Here is a 16,665-nt window from a genome sequence, read left to right as displayed (position 1 = left end):
CGCCCGTCCGTTCACTCGCCGTGCATGCCGAACGCCGTCGGCAGGTCGTGTGGCATGTGTCCGCCGCCCCGGGCGGCGCGTTCGCCGTACCGTCTGAGCTCCTGCCGGAAGTCGGGATCCGCGCACTGCTCGACGACCGTCTCGAACCGCTCGTCCGGCGTCAGCCCGCGCAGGTCGGCCACGCCGTGTTCGGTCACCACCACGTCCACGTCGTGATCCGGGTGATCCACGTGAGAGGCCATGGGCACGATCCGCGAGACTGCACCGTCTTTTGCCGTCGAAGGTAACACCATCGTCGAGAGCAGACTGTTGCGCGCGAAGTCGCCGGAGCCGCCGATGCCCTGCAGGAGCTGTGAGCCCTGGACGTGCGAGGAGTTGGTGTGGCCGTACACGTCGACCTCGACGGCGGTGTTGATCGCGACGACGCCGAACGCCCGGATCAGCCCAGGGTCGTTCGAGACGCTCATCGAGCGCGTACAGGCGTTCTCGGCCACGAGTTCGGGGCGGTCGAGCAGGCGGTCCACGCCGTCTTCACCGAGGACGAGCGCGGTCGCGCTCGCGGCCGAGAGCGTCCCCGCCTCCAGTAGATCCAGCAACCCGTCCTGTGCGACCTCGCCGTAGTAGTCAACCCGGCGGTCGCCGAAGTCGAGGTCGCCGATCCGCTCGGTAATCTCGTTGCCCAGCGAGCCGATGCCGACCTCGAAAGTGAACCGCTCGCGGAACGCGCGGTTGTCGACGAGTTCGTCGGCCAGGAAGTCGACCACGTTGTCGGCGATGGCGGCTTCTGCGTCGGTCGGTTCCCGGAAAGGGTAGGGGACCGGGTCGTTCTCGGTGCGGACGACGGCCGCCAGTTTGTCGGGCTCGAACCGGACGAACTGGTCGCCCAGACGTTCACCCGGGTCGGACAGCGAGAGTGGGTCCCGGGGTGGCGGCGACGGTGTCCAGGTGTCGTGCAGACGCTGGAGTTCGAGCGGGAGCGCTTCGTTGACCTCGACGATCACTGCGTCGGCCGCGGCGACGAACGCCGGAACGGCGCCGACGGCGGTCGTGGGCACGAGCCAGTCTTCCCCTACTGCGAGGGCTTCCACGACCGCCACGTCGGGGTCGCCGAAGTGCCCCCGTGCGACCGACTGCTCGACGACCGAGAGGTGATCGTCGACGAAGTCCACGCGGCCCTCGTTGACTGCCCGCTTGAGGTTGGGCCACGCCGAGAAGGGATACCGGAGGTCGAGCGCGTCGGCGTTGGGTAACTCGGTGTCGGCCACGAAGCCGGCGTCGGCGCTCGCGGGGACCGTCAGCGAGCGGTCCCGATTCGAGGCGGCCAGTTCGTGAGCCACGTCTTTCGGGCCGGCGCTGAGACCGCTCATCGGGACGATACCGTCGTCGGGGATCGTGTCGGCGGCCGCGGCGGCGTCGGTGGTCGCGACGCCGTCGGCGACGCGGTCTGTCGTCTCGTGCATACCGATACTTCCAGCCCGCGAGGGAAAGCCTGGACGCCGTAGAAGTGAGCCCCATCAAAACAGGCCGCGTTCCTCGCGCAGGTCCCGATAGCAGTCGAGGTACTGATCGAGGACTTCCTCGTGGTCGTACTGGTCCATGTCGGGGTCTCGATCCAGCCGTTCCATGCCGGCGGCGTCCCGGATGGCCTCGGTGAGTTCCTCGTCGTCGGTGACCCGAAAGCTCCGGCGGTAGGTCTCGATGAGTTCGTGCGCGCTGGACTCGGCCTGGTACTCGACGATACCGATACAGCCACAGGCCAGCGCCCAGAGCAACTCCGTGGCGAAGTTCTCCCGGAATGCGGTGTGGACGAAGGTGTGTGCGCCCCGGTAGATCGAGAGCCGCTCCTCGCGGTCGAGGTCGCCGGCGAAGGTGATCCGGTCGTCGATCCGGAGGTCTGCGGCCTGTTGTTCGATCTCCTCGCGCCGGGGGCCGTCGCCGACGATCGTCGCCGACCAGTCCCGGCGGCGCAACTCGGCCAGCGCGAGCAACAGCGTCTGGACGTTCGCGTCGGCGTCCAGATCCCGGGCGTAGACGATGTCGGCGTCCGCGTCCGGTTCGACCTCGTCGATCAGCGACGTGTCGATGCTCTCGGGGACGACTCGCGTGTTGTCGCTGGTCGCTCCGTGTTCGCGGACGTGAGTCCGGACCAGTTCCGAGGGGGTGATCACGGTATCCGGCACCTTCGCGGCGTATCTCGTCGTTCGCGAGTCGGGTAGGCTCTCGTCGCCGAACCACTCGACGACCAACGGTGCGCGGGCGGGGAGGGCCGCGAGTTTCGCCGCGGTGACGACGGCCGGCGGTTCGGGCGTCGCGTGAATCACGTCCGGGCGGTCCAGTGCCACCACCCAGGGAATCCGGGCGAGAAAGGCCGCCTTCGAGTCGGAGACGGTGATCCCGCGGTAGGTGATCCCCTCGTGCTCGATGGTCTCGGGGTAGTCCGGCCACCACTGGGCGCAGTAGACGATCACGTCGTGGCCGCGAGCCTCGAGGTTCGTCGCGATGCGGTGGAGGCGGTCCCGCCCCTCGGTGGATTCGTGAAACACCGTCCGCTCCGACACGAAGGCGACCCGCATACCCGGGGGGACACGGCGACCGATCAAAAATCCCTGTCCTTTGTCCGACACGGAGGCGCTCCTTTCGGTCGCGTCGCCGGGTCGTCGGATAAAAACGTATACGCTGTCCGTCCGACCGACAGCCATGCACGACCTGGAGCGGTACCTCAACGTCCGCAGCGCCTACGGCGCGTCCATGGGTCCGGACGGCACCGTCGCCTTCCTGATGGACACGACCGGCACGCCACAGATCTGGACGCTCGACGACCCCGCCGGCTGGCCCGATCAACGCACCTTCTACGACGAACGCGTCACCTTCTGTTCGTTCTCGCCCGAGCGCCGCGAACTCGCCTTCGGCATGGACGAAGGCGGCGACGAGTTCACCCAGCTGTTCAGCCTCGACCTGGACTCGGGCGACGTCCACCCACTCACCGACACGCCCGACGCCATCCACTACTGGGGCGGCTGGTCCCACGACGGCGACCGCATCGCCTTCGCCGCAAACCGCCGCGACGAGTCCGTCTTCGACGTGTACGTGCAGGGCCGCGACGAGCAGGGGGAGGCGACCGACCTCGTCTACGAGGGCGACGGCTGGCTCGCGCTGGCGGGCTGGAGCCCCGACGACGACTGCCTGCTGGTCACCGAACACACCTCCTCGTTCGACAAGGACCTGTACGTCCTCCATCTCGACTCGCGCGACCTCGAACACGTCACGCCCCACGACGGGGACGTCAGGTACAACAGTCCCTCCTGGGGTCCCGACGGCGAGGCGATCTACTGCTGTACCGACCGCGATAGCGACACACTCCGGCTGGAACGGCTCGACCTGGACACGGGGGACTTCGCCGTCGTCGAGGACGGCGGGGAGTGGAACGTCGACGGCATCGCGCTGGACGACGAGACCGGCCGCCTGGCGTTCTCCCGGAACGTCGACGGCTACACCGATATCACGGTCGGCGCGTTGACGGGCGCGACCGAGTACGACCCCCGGCCCGCGCCCGACCTGCCCGAAGGTACCGCCGGCGGCGTGAGCTTCGGTCCCGACGGCGAGACCTTCGCGCTCTCTGCGTCGAGTCGGACCAACAACACGAACGTCCACCGCGTCGCCTTCGAGTCCGGCGAGACCGAGCAGTGGACCCGCGCCTCGACCGCCGGCATCCCCCGATCCTCCTTCCGGGAGCCCGAACTCGTCCACTACGAGACCTTCGACGGCCGGGCGATTCCAGCCTACTTCACGCTGCCAGCCGAGGAGCACAGACCGTCCGGTGGCGTCCCCGTGATCGTCGACATCCACGGCGGGCCCGAGAGCCAGCGTCGCCCCTCTTTCTCGGGGCTCACCCAGTACTTCCTCTCGCGGGGCTACGCGGTCTTCGAGCCCAACGTCCGGGGCTCGACGGGCTACGGCACGGCCTACACGCACCTCGACGACGTGGAAAAGCGGATGGACTCGGTGCAGGATATCCGGGCGGCCGTCGAGTGGCTCACCGACCACGCCGCGGTCGACCCCGACCGGATCGTCGCCAAGGGCGGCTCCTACGGCGGGTTCGTGGTGCTGGCGGCGCTGACGGAGTACCCGGACCTCTGGGCAGCCGGCGTCGACTCCGTGGGGATCGCCAACTTCGTCACCTTCCTCGAGAACACGGGTGCGTGGCGGCAGGAACACCGCGAGGCCGAGTACGGCTCGCTGGAGGACGACCGGGCCTTCCTCGAATCGATCAGCCCGCTCAACCACGCCGACCGAATCACGGCTCCACTGTTCGTCCTCCACGGCGCGAACGACCCACGGGTGCCCGTCGGGGAGGCCGAACAGATCGTCGAGGAGGTCCAGTCCCAGGGCGTCCCCGTCGAGAAACTGATCTTCGAGGACGAGGGCCACGGGATCTCCAAGCTGGAAAACAGGATCGCGGCCTACACGGCCGTGGTCGACTTCCTCGACCGGCACGTCTAACCTGTTACTGTCGAAGGGGAAAACTTGTTGACGGGGCAGTAGAGAGGGTGAGTATGGCAGCGATCGAGACGGACGCCTTGACACGGCGTTACGGGGAGGTGGTCGCCGTCGATTCGGTCGACCTGACCGTCGAACAGGGGGAGGTCTTCGGCTTTCTGGGACCGAACGGGGCCGGGAAGTCGACGCTCATCAACATGTTGCTGGACTACACGCCGCCGACCTCGGGGGAGGCGCGCGTCTTCGGCCACCGGACGCGGGGGGAGGCCGTCGCCATCCGCGAACGGGTGGGCGTCCTGCCCGACGCCTACAAGCTGTACGAACGGCTCTCGGGCCGGCGACACCTGGAGTTCGTCGTGCAGGCTCGCCAGGCCGACGACGATCCCGACGACATCCTCGACCGGGTGGGGCTCGACCCCGAGGACGCCGAGCGGAACGCCGGGGACTACTCGAAGGGGATGGCCCAGCGGCTCGTCCTCGGGATGGCCCTGATCGGCGAACCGGACCTGCTGATCCTCGACGAACCGTCCACGGGGCTGGACCCGAACGGCATCCGACTGATGCGGGACATCATCCGGGAAGAGGTCGACCGGGGTGCGACCGTCTTCTTCTCCAGCCACATCCTGGGGCAGGTGGAGGCGGTCTGTGATCGGGTCGGTATCATGAACGAGGGCCGACTCATCGAGGTGGCGACCCTCGACGAGATCCGCGACACTATCGGCGTCGGGACGACGCTACACGTCACCGTCGACCAGCAACCGGACCTCACGCTGTCGGATCTGGAAGCGATGGACGACGTGAGCAACGTCCGGGCCGACGGGCCGGAGCTGACGATGAACCTGTCGGACTCGACGGCGAAGGCCAAGGTCATCAACCGGCTCGAAGAGGGCGGCGCGACCGTCGTGGACTTCGAGACCGCCGAATCGTCGCTCGAAGAGCTGTTCGCCGAACTGATCGACGAGGACGCGGACGAGCCCGAACCGGAGGTGTCGGCATGAGAGACCACCAGCTCGTCACGATGGCCCGGAAGGACTTCGACGACGCCATCAGGTCGAAGACGGTCTGGGCTCTCAGCGGTGCCCTGGCACTGATCGCTATCTTCGCTACGTTCCGTGTCTCACAGGCGCAACTCCCGCAGGGCTTTCCCCAACGGTTCCTCCCGGTGCTCGTCCTCGGTGGACTGACGCAGTGGATCTCCTGGATCGTCTGTATTCTCGCGCTGATCGCCGGCTACGTGTCGATCGTCGGTGAGCGGCGAACGGGGAGTATAAAACTCCTGCTCGGACTGCCCTTCGAGCGCGCGGAGATTCTCGTCGGGAAGGTCCTCGGCCGGACGGCCGTGATCGGCGTCGGTATCGCTGCCGGGTTTCTCACCATGATCGCTAGCATCCTGGTGCTCGTCGGCCTAACCTCGCCGCTCGATTTCCTCTGGCGGTTCGTCGGTATGTTTCTCGCGACGGTCCTGCTCGGGGGTGTCTACACGACCCTGTCGGTGAGTACCTCGGCGATCGTGAGCACCCGACGGCGAGCGGTGATGGCCGTCGTCGCCCTGTTCGTCGTGACCCAGGCCATCTGGACCGGCATCACCCAGTTTTTCTACTCGGTGTTCGCCGGTGGAGCGGTGCCCCTCCAACCACCGAGCTGGTACCTCTTTCTCACGTACCTCTCCCCGAGTGCCGCGTACTCTCGGGTCGTGTCGCTCGTCGTCCCGATCGCGAGGTATCCCGGTCTCGGACTGGACGGTGTCCCACGACGCGCAGTCCAGGCTCAGCAATCGGGCGCGTTCTACCTGTCGGAGTACTTCGCCTTGCTCGTCTTGCTCGTCTGGGTGGTCGGCTCCGTGCTGGTGGCCCACTCCGTCTTCCGCAACGCCGACCTCGGCTGACCACCGCTTTCGGTCGGCTCATCGCTCGATACCATCCGCTCTCCGTCCGGCGTCAATCGGGGGTTGCGTCCTTACCGAGAGGTCGAAAAGATGTGACGGGTTTAACGTTCGCTGGTCCGTGTCTGGTTGCATGAGTCTTGCCGGTCGGTCCCGGGACCGCGTCGAAGACATGTTGGCCGAACTCGAACAGGGGTACGAGTCGTTCCCGGTGTCCCAGACGACAGTGTCGATTCCGTCGGGCTGTTACGAGGAGACCGTCCAGGAGTGGCGGCAGTCGGTCGCCCGAGCGGACGTGCACGTCCGAAACGAGGCGGGCGAGGTACTCGTCATGTCCGACGGCGACGAGGCGCGACCGCCCGGGTCGGCCGTCGGTCCAGCGGAATCCATCGAGGACCGCGCCCGCCGCGCCGTCACCAACTCGGTCGGTGTCGAGTGCCGGATCGACGGCCTCCAGGCTGTCACCATCGCCGGCGTCCGGAACGAACACGACGCGGACGACGATCCGGTGTACCGCCTGGTCGCGCTGTTCGACGGGACACACGTCGACGGCACCCTGCCGGCGGACTGTCGGTGGCGCGCCGACCCGCCGGAGAGTCAACTCCTCATATGACGCCGGTCGCGCGGGCCGCCTCGCGGGCCGCCGGCTCGCTCACGCCGTCGCCGAGGATCGTGTAGCGGTCCCGGATACGGTGGGCCGTCGTCAGCGCCTCGATCACCGTCTCGTCGTCGATCCCGAGTTCATCGGCCGTCGTCGGCGCGCCGATCCGGGCCAGCGCGTCCCTGATTTTGCGCCACTCGGTCTCGCCGCTGTGGAGGTACTCCGTAATAATGGACCCGACGCCGACCTGATGACCGTGGAGCGCTGCCCCGGGCACGAGCCGGTCGAGTTGGTGGGAGAAGAGGTGTTCGGCGCCGCTGGCCGGCCGGGACGACCCGGCGATGGACATCGCCACGCCCGAGGAGACGAGCGCCTTGACGACGACCCACGCCGACTCTTCGAGCCCTTTCTTGACCGAGTCGGCGTTCTCGACCAACATCTCCGCGGTCATCTGACTGAGTGCGCCCGCGTACTCCGAGTACTCGACGTTTTTCAACCGGTGGGCGAGTTGCCAGTCCTTGACGGCGGTGTAGTTGCTGATGATGTCCGCACACCCGGCAGTCGTGAGCCGCCAGGGGGCCTCTGCGAGGATTTCGGTGTCGGCGACGACCGCCAGCGGCGGTTCCGCGGCCACGCTGTGGCGCGTGTCCTCCTCGGGCACCGAGCCGCGGCCGCTGACGATGCCGTCGTGACTGGCCGCCGTCGGCACCGAGACGAACCCCTTCCCGAGTTCGTCGGCCGCCATCTTCGTGATATCGATGACTTTCCCGCCACCGACGCCGATCAGGAAGCCGACCTCCTCGGCCTGTGCCGTCTCGATGACGCGTTCGACTTCCCCGAAGCTGGCCTCCTGGACCGTCGTCAGCGCCGGATCGGCTCCCTCCTTCCCGAACCCTTCGACGACGCGGTCCCCCGCCACTTCCCGGGGCGTCGGACTCGTCACCACGAGCGGCCGGCCCGTCAGGTGGAGTTCCGCGACGGCGTCGACCGTCTCGTCGAGGACGCCGTGCCCGACCACCACGTTCCGGGGCAGGCGTATCCACGTCGACTTGTCGAACATGTGTTCCCGTCTCGGCCGACGCGTGAAACCCTTTTCTCTCGATAGAGGATGGCCTCCCGGCGGAACGACGGACGGAGACTCACGCCAGCGTGTCCAGCACGCCCAGCACGCGGGCTTCGTCCTCGCGGTCGGGGCCGTACTCGCTCCCGTCGCGGTCGCTCTCGACGTACTGCTCGACCGTCGTCGCCAGTGCGTCCGCGACCGGCGTCGAGTCCCACCCCAATCCCGACAGTTTCGCGGTCGACAGCAGGTGGGGGTAGTCCCGATAGAGCGGAAAGTCGCCGGCATCGATGTCGCCGGCCGCGAGTTCCCGCGGTCCGGCGTGGACGATCTCGACCGACTCGTCGAGTACCCTGGCGATTCCATCGACGAGTTCGTCGAGCGTCGTCGCCCGACGGTCGCCGACGTTGTAGGCCTCGCCCGGCGTCCCCTCCTCGGCGACGATCCGGAGCGCCGCGGCCACGTCCTCGACGTAGGCCCGATGCCAGACGTTCGTGCCGTCACCTGGGACGAGCACACGGTCGTGATTCGCGACCCGGTCGATCCAGTAGTCCACCCGGCCGGTGTAGTCGTATGGGCCGTAGACGTTGCAGGGCCGGACGCTCATCGCGCGCACACCCTTCTCGGCCGCGGTGAACACCGCCCGGTCCCCTTCGGCCTTCCGTGGCCCGTAACTCGCCTTCGAGTCGTCGGTCGCCTGCTCGTCGGAACACGCACAGAGGCCGGTTTCGCCCTCGCGTTTCGGGATGGCCTCCTCGCCGTAGGCCGCGCCGCTGGAGACGACGACGTAGGCGTCGACGTCGTCGAAGACGCGCGTCGCCGTCCGGACCTCGCGGGGGCGGTAGGCGACGCAGTCGATCACCACGTCCGGGGAGACGGCGTGGGCGGCGTCGGCAAGGTCGGCGTCGTCGGTACGGTCGCCCTGGACGTGTTCGACGGCCGTGTCGGCGAACGGGTCGTCGTGTTCGCCGCGGTTGAAGATCGCCACGTCGTAGCCGTGGTCCCGCAACTCAGTGACAGTGTGACGACCGATGAACCGGGTTCCACCGATGACGAGCGCCTGGGTCATGCCTTAGTTCACGACGCCCTGTGTGAAAAGGTTCGGTCCGAACCCGGTGCCGTCCGCAGGTCACGCGGCTTCCCGGACGGTATCGGCTGTCAATACACGGCCAACCTTTTACCTGTGACCTGACGTTCATTTCGGCGGCTACATCTCCAGGATTCCGGTCCCACATCTGTGATGAGGGTTCAGCACACGCCGTACACGGTCCCACTAATCGCGAGTGCGCTACTCGCCGCCCTCAGTGCGTATTACGTCCAGCGACAGAGCGACCGGCTCTCGGCGAGCATGTACGCGTGGGCGATGGTCTCGATGTTCCTGTGGGCCGCCAGTTCGGCGGCCGCGCTGACCGCCGTCGACCCCCTCCTGACACGGGTGCTGTTGGGGTCGGTCCTGGGCTTTGCCGCCCTGACGACGGCGACCTGGTGTCTGTTCTGTCTCAGTTACAGCGGCTACGAGCGGTGGCTGTCCTGGCCGGTGCTCACCGTCTTCGGCGTCGCCGTCGCGTCGATCACCGTGCTCAGCGTCTCGAATCCGCTCCACGACCTCGTGTTCGTCGAGCGGACCGTCGACACGACCGGCGACTGGGCCAGCATCGGACACGAGTGGAGTCCCGGTCTCTGGGTCGCCATCCTCGTCGTCTACATCATCCACGCGATCACCCACGTCGTCCTGTTCAAGAAGTTCCGGCGCTCGCGCAACCTCTACCGGACCTTCTCTTTTCTCCTCTTGTTGGCCAGTCTCACCATCTGGCTGGCCAACATCCTCTCGGTGGCCGGCTACAGCCCGCTGCCCCACATGATGTTCGTCCCGATCGTCTTCCTGTTCTGGGGCGTCTTCGGACTGATCGTGCTGGCCAGCAGGCGATTCGTGCGGTCGCTACCCGTCGACCGGTTCCTCGGACTGCTCAGCCCCCGCTCGGACAACGTCGTCCCGCTGGCCCGGGACTTCGTCGTCGAGGAGATGGACAGCGGCGTCGTCATCCTCGACGCCACCGACTACGTCGTCGACGTGAACAAGAAGGCCAAGGCGATGCTGGACACCCAGGAGCGACTCATCGGCAAGCCGATCCAGGAAGTCGTCGACCTCGAGGAGTACTTCGAGGACGGACTGGTCGGCGCGGAGAGCCGCCAGCAGATCTGGGTGCAGTCCGGAAACGGCGACCGGAACTGCTACGACGTTAGCGTCTCCGCGATCACCGGCGACGAGGGCACTGCCGTCGGCCGCGCCATCGTGATGAACGACATCACGAACCAGAAGGAACGCGAACAGCGCCTGCGCAACCGCGAACAGGAACTCCAGACCCTCAAGCAGGTCCTCTCGCGAATCATCCGGCACAACATCCGCAACGACATCAACGTCGTCCAGGGCAACGCCGAGTGGATCGCCGCCAACGCCACCGGCGACGACGTGACGGCCAAGGCAGAACAGATCGTCGCCACCGCCGAAGACCTCGCGACCACGAGCCGCAAGACCCGCATCGTCGACCGCGTCGTCGGCACCGAGTACGACCTCATCGACATCGACCTCGGGGCCCTGCTCACCGACACGCTGGCCGACATCAGGGTCGACCATCCCGAGGCGACCATCCACACCGACGTACCTTCGGACGTCGCCGTCCGCGGGAACGCGTACCTCTCTGCGGCCATCGAGAACGCCATCGAGAACGCCATCGTCCACGACCACAGCCCGGACCCGACGGTCGAGATCGACGTCCGGGTCGACGACGACACCGTCACTCTCACGATCCGCGACGAGGGCCCCGGCATCCCCGAACAGGAGATGGTGGCCCTCGAGAGCGGCGAGGAGACCGAGTTGATCCACGCCAGCGGGATCGGCCTGTGGCTGATCGACTGGATCGTCCGCAACTCCGGCGGGTCGGTCACCTGGTCGAACACCGACTCCGGGGCGGTGACGCGGCTGGAACTGCTACGGGCCACGTGAGCCGCCGGGCCGCCCCGGCAAAATACTGATACGGATACACGTTCGATGTCTACACGTATGCCCCCTGAAGATCCCTCCGACCGCGGTTGTCCGAAGTGCGGTCACACCGACGCGGAAGTCGACACGATCACGACCACCGGCGGCGGTCTCTCGAAGATGTTCGACATCCAGAACCGTGGCTTCCAGACCGTCTCGTGTACCAACTGCGGCTACACCGAACTGTACAAGTCCGACGCCGGCTCGAGCAACATCGTCGACGTGTTCCTGGGCTGATGGTCGTCAGCGGGTTCTTCGTCGTGTTCCTGCTGCTAGCCATCGGCGCGCCCGTCCTGCTGTGGCTCCTGATCGAGTCCGAGACCGACGACCCGGACGTGATGGACCGTCAGCGCGCCGAGGCGTCGGCTCGTGCGGATTCGCGGACAGCGGCCGAGAATCGGGCGGAGGACCGAAGGGAGTCCGTCGGACGAGTGAACGGCGGACGGCGTGAGCCGTGAACAACGCGCACGGCAGGATACCGACGACGGCCGCCGCGACCGGTTCTAACCCGTCCGGCGTAGTCCAGCAGGCACCGCGAGAAAATGTATAGCGTAGCAGCCGCGAGCGCGTCGAAGACGCGCTCGCGGCAGTTTTTCCCGCCGAAAGACGCTGGGCGTCTTTCGAGCTCCCGTTCGCCTTCGGCTCACGGGAACCAAGTTTTTGCTTCGGGGGGTGCGCGCAGCGCACCCCCGGAGATAAAAAGTGGCGGTTAATCGTCAGCCTTTCAGGCCGATATTGCGGTTCGGACCGAGTCGGTCCTCACCGGTCAATCATCGGCCTGACCCGTCGCGGGCTCGCCGGCTTCCGCGCTGGGGGTCGCGGCCGCGGGCGGTTCGGTCCGCACGTCGGCCTCGTCGTCGTCCGCGATGATCTCGGCGTAGGCGTCGGGCAGGACCTTCACGAAGTTGTCCAGCTCCGCCTCCCAGTTGTCGAGGATGTACTGGGCCCGGTCCGAGTCGGTGTAGGCGACGTGGTTCTCGAGCAGGCGTCGGAGCATCGAGCGGTCCCGCTCGTCGAGCGTGTCGAACGTCGAGACCATCCCACGATTCACCTTCTGCGGGAAGTCCCCCTCGCGGTCGAGGACGTACGCGACGCCGCCGGACATGCCGGCCGCGAAGTTCTTGCCCGTGTCGCCCAGCACGGCGACCGCGCCGCCGGTCATGTACTCACAGCCGTGGTCGCCGACCGACTCGACGACGGCCTTCACGCCGGAGTTACGGACGGCGAAGCGCTCGCCGGCCTGGCCGTTGACGTAGAGTTCGCCCTGGGTCGCGCCGTAGAGGGCGACGTTGCCGATCAGGGTGTTCTCTTCGGGCTCGTAGGGCGCTTCGGCGGGCGTGTTGACGATCATCTTCCCGCCGGAGAGCCCCTTGCCGACGTAGTCGTTGGCGGTGCCGGTGAGCTCGAAGGTGACGCCGTCCTGCAGGAAGGCCCCGAAGCTCTGCCCGGCGACGCCCTCGAAGTCGACGCGGATGGTGTCGCTGGGCAGGCCGGGCGTGCCGTGTTCCCGGGAGATGCGGTTCGAGAGGGTCGCGCCCACCGCGCGGTGAACGTTGTCGATGTCCATCGACAGGCTGACCGGCTCGCCGGTCTCGATGGTGTCACCGATCTCCTCCAGGATGTCCCAGTCGAGTTGCTCGTCGACCTCGTGGGTCTGCTCGCGGGTCTTGTAGCGGTCGTCGTCGCCCGCGGGTTCCGCGAGGATGGCCGAGAGGTCGAGTTTCTTGGCTTTGGGGTGCTCGACGTCGTCGCGCTGCTGGAGCACGTCCACGCGGCCGATCATCTCGTCGACGGTCTCGAAGCCGAGTTCGGCCATGATCTCGCGCAGTTCCTGCGCGACGAAGGTCATGTAGTTGATGACGTTCTCCGGCGTGCCGGGGAAGCGGGCGCGCAGTTTCTCGTTCTGGGTGGCGACGCCGACCGGGCAGGTGTTCTCGTGGCACTGCCGGGCCATCACACAGCCGGAGGTGACCATCGAGGCGGTCCCGAAGGCGTATCCCTCCGCACCGAACAGGGCGGCGACGGCCACGTCGCGGCCGGTCTTCATGCCGCCGTCGGTCGAGACCTTGATCCGGGAGCGCAGGTTCGTCGCCCGGAGCATCTGGTTGGCTTCCGCTACGCCCAGTTCCCAGGGTAGGCCCGCGCTCTTGATCGAGGTCTTGGGTGAGGCACCGGTCCCGCCGTCGTGGCCCGAGATGTGGACCACGTCGGCGTTCGCCTTCGCGACACCGGCGGCGATGGTGCCGATGCCGTCCTCGGCGACCAGTTTGACGTTGATGTCGGCGTCGGGGTTGGCCGCCTTGAGGTCGTGGATCAACTGCTTGAGGTCCTCGATGGAGTAGATGTCGTGCAGCGGCGGCGGGGAGATGAGGCCGACGCCCGGCGTCGCGTACCGGACGTGGGCGATCATCTCGTTGACCTTCTTCCCGGGCAGGTGGCCACCTTCGCCCGGCTTCGATCCCTGGGCCATCTTGATCTGGATCTCTTCGGCGGCCGAGAGGTAATCGGAGGTGACACCGAACCGGCCGGAGGCGACCTGCTTGGTCGTACACGCCTTCTCGGTACCGAACCGTTCGGGCGGTTCCCCGCCCTCGCCGGTGTTGGCGTTGGCACCCAGCCGGTTCATGGCGATGGCGTTGTTCTCGTGCATCTCCGGCGAGAGGCTCCCCAGGGACATCGCGGCCGTCTCGAAGCGCTCGACGATATCCGTGATGGGCTCGACCTCTTCGACCGGGATGGACTCCCGATCCTCGTCGAATTCGAGGAGGCCGCGCAGCGTCTGGAGCTTCTCGGTCTGGACGTTGACCTTCTCGGCGAACTCCTTGTACTTCTCGTAGTCGCCCTGCCGGACGGCCTGCTGGAGCGTGCCGACCGTCTCGGGGTTCCACTGGTGGTGGATGCCGCCTGTGCGGTGCTCGAACTCGCCCTGGCGTTCGATCTCCGGGTCGTCGCTGAAGGCGACGTCGTAGCGCGTCCGGAGGTCGTCTTCGAGGTCCTCGATCTCGATGCCTTCGGTGCGGCAGGTCGTCCCCTCGAAGTACTCGGCGACGAAGTCGGAGTCGAGTCCGACGGCCTCGAAGATCTGGGCACCCTGGTAGCTCTCCACGGTGGAGATGCCCATCTTGGCCATCGTCTTGAGGAGGCCGTCCTCGACGGCTCCGATGTAGGCCTCGATGGCGGTGTCGAGGTTCGCGCCGTCCGGCCCGGCCACCAGATCCTCGATGGTCTGGTAGGCCAGGTAGGGGTTGACCGCACCCGCGCCGTAGCCGATCAGCGTCGCGAAGTGGTGGACGGTGCGCGGGTCGCCCGACTCGACGACGAGCCCGACGTGGTTTCGCAGGCCGCTGCGAACGAGGTGGTGGTGGACGCCACCGACGGCCAGCAGGCTCGGGATCGGAATCGCGTCCTCGCCGGCAGTCCGGTCCGAGAGGACGATGATGTCGTGTTCGGTCGCGGCCGCGTCGGCCTCGGCCCGCACGTCTTCGACGGCCGTCCGGAGGTCGGTCTCCGCGGGGTCGTAGGTGATGTCGACGACCGTCGTCGAGAGTCCGTTCTCGTCGATGTCTTTGATCGCCGCCGTCTCCTCGTCGGTGAGAACGGGTGAGTCGACGACGAGTTGGCGAGCGTGGTCCTGGCTCTCGGCGAGCAGGTTGCGCTGGTGGCCCAGCCGCGATTCGAGCGAGGTGACGAGTTCCTCGCGGATGTAGTCCAGCGGCGGGTTCGTCACCTGGGCGAACAGCTGCTTGAAGTAACTAAAGAGCGGTCGGTTGTGGTCGGTGAGCACCGACAGCGGCGTGTCGTCACCCATCGAGCCGACCGGGTCCTTGCCCTTCTCGGCCATGGGCTGGATGAGGTGGTCGACCTCGTCGTAGGTGTAGCCGTACAGCGCCTGGTAGGACCGCAGGGCGTCGACGCCACCTTTGGGTTCGGTCTCGTGGTCGGCGACGTCGTCGAGGTGAACCTGCTCCTTCTCGACCCACTCGGCGTACTTCTCGTCGGTGAGGCGGTCGAACACCTCCTCGTCGGGGATGACCCGCCCCTCGTTGGGGTCGGCGAGGAAGAGCTGTCCGGGCTGGAGCCGTCCGCGCTCTTGGATCTCCGCCGGGTCGTTGTCGAGCGCGCCGGCCTCGCTGGACATCACGAGGCGGCCGTTCTGGAGGATGTCGTACCGGCAGGGGCGCAGGCCGTTCCGGTCGAGCACTGCGCCGATGCGCTCGCCGTCGGTCGCCGCCACGAGGGCGGGGCCGTCCCAAGGCTCGACCAGCGAGGCGTGGTAGTCGTACCAGTCCCGTCGCTTCTGGGAGATCATGTTGGCCTCGCCGCGCCAGGCCTCCGGGATGAGCATCCGGAGCGCGTGGGGCAGGTCGCGGCCACCTTCCATGAGGAGTTCGAGGCCGTTGTCGACGCTGGCCGTGTCGGACTGCTCGGGGTCGTCGATGATCGGCTTGAGCTTCTCCATCTCCGCGTCGGAGTAGTGATCGGCGAAGCCCCCCGCGGAGAGGTCCGTCTCGCGGGCGCGCATCCAGTTGATGTTGCCCTGGATGGTGTTGAACTCGCCGTTGTGGATGATGTTGCGGTAGGGGTGTGCGAGGTGCCACGCGCCGAGCGTGTTCGTCGAGAACCGCGCGTGGACCATCGCGAACGTCGAAGCCATCCGCTCGTCGGTGAGTTCGGGGTAGTACTCGGGCAGTTGCTCCGCGAGCAGGAGGCCCTTGTAGACGACCGTGTCCTGATCGAGAGAGACGACGTAGAAGCGTTCGTGACCAGCCGGCTGTTCGTCTTCGACCGTGTTCTCGACGACCCGTCGCGCGACGTAGAGGCGCTTGTCGAACTCCTCGTCGGTCACGTCACCGTCGGGGCGGACGAACGCCTGCTCGACGCGGGGTTCGGACTCGACCGCCGTCGCGCCGAGCGTCGAGTTGTCCGTCGGGACGGTCCGCCAGTGAAAGACCTCCAGACCTTCCGACGCCAGTTTCGACTCGAACAGGTCTTTCAGTCCCGAGACGGCCTCGTCGTCGCGGGGGAGAAAGAGCGACCCGACCGCGTACTCGCCCTGCTGTGGAAGGTCGGCGTCGACCTCGGCGTCGAAGAACTCGTGAGGCATCTGGAGCAGGATACCGGCCCCGTCGCCGGTATTCTCCTCCGCGCCCGTCGTTCCGCGGTGTTCGAGGTTCTCGAGTAGTTCCAAACCGTCTGCGACGATGTCGTTGTCTCGACCCCCGTCGAGGTCCATGACGACACCGACGCCACAGTTAGACCGTACGTCAGTGGGATCCGCGAGCCCGGCCTCGCTCGCAGACTCATCAGTAGTCCGTTGCCCAACCATACGTCTTACTTTGACTGGTCCGTTAAGAGACTGTCCCTCAAGGGCTAAGGGTCTGTTAAACGCAAATAAGGGCATATAAACACATTCACTACAGTACTGACAATATTCGACGAAAAACCGAAACACACTTGAGAGATATCCTGGTCCGCCGGAACCTTATTTTCAACGGACGAACCATTTCGGGTCGAACGGGTTCGGCCGCACCGTCGCGAGAGGTCCAGAAGCGCAATCTACCAGCAAAATAGGCCGGTTATTGGCC

General features: G+C 66.8%; 12 protein-coding genes. 7 read left to right on the top strand and 5 right to left on the bottom strand.

What is annotated here, in order from left to right; genetic code table 11:
- Nucleotides 1-11: 11 nt before the first annotated feature.
- Both EAF64_RS12150 and EAF64_RS12145 read right to left on the bottom strand, forming a co-directional pair.
- Nucleotides 12-1,460, bottom strand: a complete 1,449-nt coding sequence (locus EAF64_RS12150; protein WP_129069265.1) for an acetyl-CoA hydrolase/transferase C-terminal domain-containing protein — start codon at nucleotides 1,458-1,460, stop codon at nucleotides 12-14.
- 54 nt (nucleotides 1,461-1,514) lie between these two features.
- A complete protein-coding gene (locus EAF64_RS12145) occupies nucleotides 1,515-2,573 on the bottom strand; it encodes a glycosyltransferase family 4 protein (RefSeq protein WP_129069264.1) in 1,059 nt (352 codons plus the stop codon).
- A gap of 124 nt (nucleotides 2,574-2,697) precedes the next feature.
- Between EAF64_RS12145 and EAF64_RS12140 the strand changes: the two genes are divergently transcribed.
- The 4 genes from EAF64_RS12140 (at nucleotide 2,698) to EAF64_RS12125 (ending at nucleotide 6,992) form a co-directional block, all read left to right on the top strand.
- Nucleotides 2,698-4,500, top strand: a complete 1,803-nt coding sequence (locus EAF64_RS12140; RefSeq protein WP_129069263.1) for a S9 family peptidase — start codon at nucleotides 2,698-2,700, stop codon at nucleotides 4,498-4,500.
- Nucleotides 4,501-4,553: 53 nt separating this feature from the next.
- Complete coding sequence (locus tag EAF64_RS12135) at nucleotides 4,554-5,495, top strand: ABC transporter ATP-binding protein (protein WP_129069262.1); 942 nt, start codon at nucleotides 4,554-4,556, stop codon at nucleotides 5,493-5,495.
- A complete protein-coding gene (locus EAF64_RS12130) occupies nucleotides 5,492-6,382 on the top strand; it encodes an ABC transporter permease subunit (protein ID WP_129069261.1) in 891 nt (296 codons plus the stop codon). The genes EAF64_RS12135 and EAF64_RS12130 overlap by 4 nt, the downstream gene beginning before the upstream one ends.
- Nucleotides 6,383-6,512: 130 nt before the next feature.
- Nucleotides 6,513-6,992, top strand: coding sequence for a hypothetical protein (locus EAF64_RS12125; RefSeq protein WP_129069260.1), 480 nt, complete (start codon nucleotides 6,513-6,515; stop codon nucleotides 6,990-6,992).
- Here EAF64_RS12125 and EAF64_RS12120 read toward each other — a convergent pair.
- On the bottom strand, nucleotides 6,985-8,040 hold the full coding sequence (locus tag EAF64_RS12120; RefSeq protein WP_129069259.1) for an NAD(P)-dependent glycerol-1-phosphate dehydrogenase: 1,056 nt from the start codon (nucleotides 8,038-8,040) through the stop codon (nucleotides 6,985-6,987). The genes EAF64_RS12125 and EAF64_RS12120 overlap by 8 nt on opposite strands.
- A 79-nt stretch (nucleotides 8,041-8,119) precedes the next feature.
- Nucleotides 8,120-9,109 (bottom strand): NAD-dependent epimerase/dehydratase family protein, encoded by a 990-nt coding sequence (locus EAF64_RS12115; protein WP_129069258.1) that lies wholly within the window; start codon nucleotides 9,107-9,109, stop codon nucleotides 8,120-8,122.
- A 171-nt stretch (nucleotides 9,110-9,280) separates the two neighbouring features.
- Here EAF64_RS12115 and EAF64_RS12110 point away from each other — a divergent pair, with 171 nt between their 5' ends.
- From EAF64_RS12110 to EAF64_RS12100, 3 genes are read left to right on the top strand one after another with little or no spacing between them, the layout of a single operon-like run.
- Entirely contained in the window at nucleotides 9,281-11,044 is a 1,764-nt protein-coding gene (locus tag EAF64_RS12110; protein WP_129069257.1) for a histidine kinase N-terminal 7TM domain-containing protein, read from the top strand.
- Nucleotides 11,045-11,101: 57 nt separating this feature from the next.
- Entirely contained in the window at nucleotides 11,102-11,317 is a 216-nt protein-coding gene (locus tag EAF64_RS12105) for a zinc ribbon domain-containing protein (protein ID WP_129069256.1), read from the top strand.
- Nucleotides 11,317-11,538 (top strand): hypothetical protein, encoded by a 222-nt coding sequence (locus EAF64_RS12100; RefSeq protein ID WP_193767666.1) that lies wholly within the window; start codon nucleotides 11,317-11,319, stop codon nucleotides 11,536-11,538. The genes EAF64_RS12105 and EAF64_RS12100 overlap by 1 nt, the downstream gene beginning before the upstream one ends.
- A 308-nt stretch (nucleotides 11,539-11,846) precedes the next feature.
- Here EAF64_RS12100 and gltB read toward each other — a convergent pair whose 3' ends face one another.
- Nucleotides 11,847-16,406 (bottom strand): glutamate synthase large subunit, encoded by a 4,560-nt coding sequence (gltB, locus tag EAF64_RS12095; protein ID WP_129069254.1) that lies wholly within the window; start codon nucleotides 16,404-16,406, stop codon nucleotides 11,847-11,849.
- Nucleotides 16,407-16,665 lie beyond the last annotated feature (259 nt).

This window comes from Halorientalis pallida (assembly GCF_004118325.1).
In the GTDB taxonomy this organism is placed as follows: Archaea; Halobacteriota; Halobacteria; order Halobacteriales; family Haloarculaceae; genus Halorientalis; species Halorientalis pallida.
The sequence above is the reverse complement of the archived record's forward strand: the minus strand, read 5'-3'. Positions and strand labels throughout refer to the sequence as shown.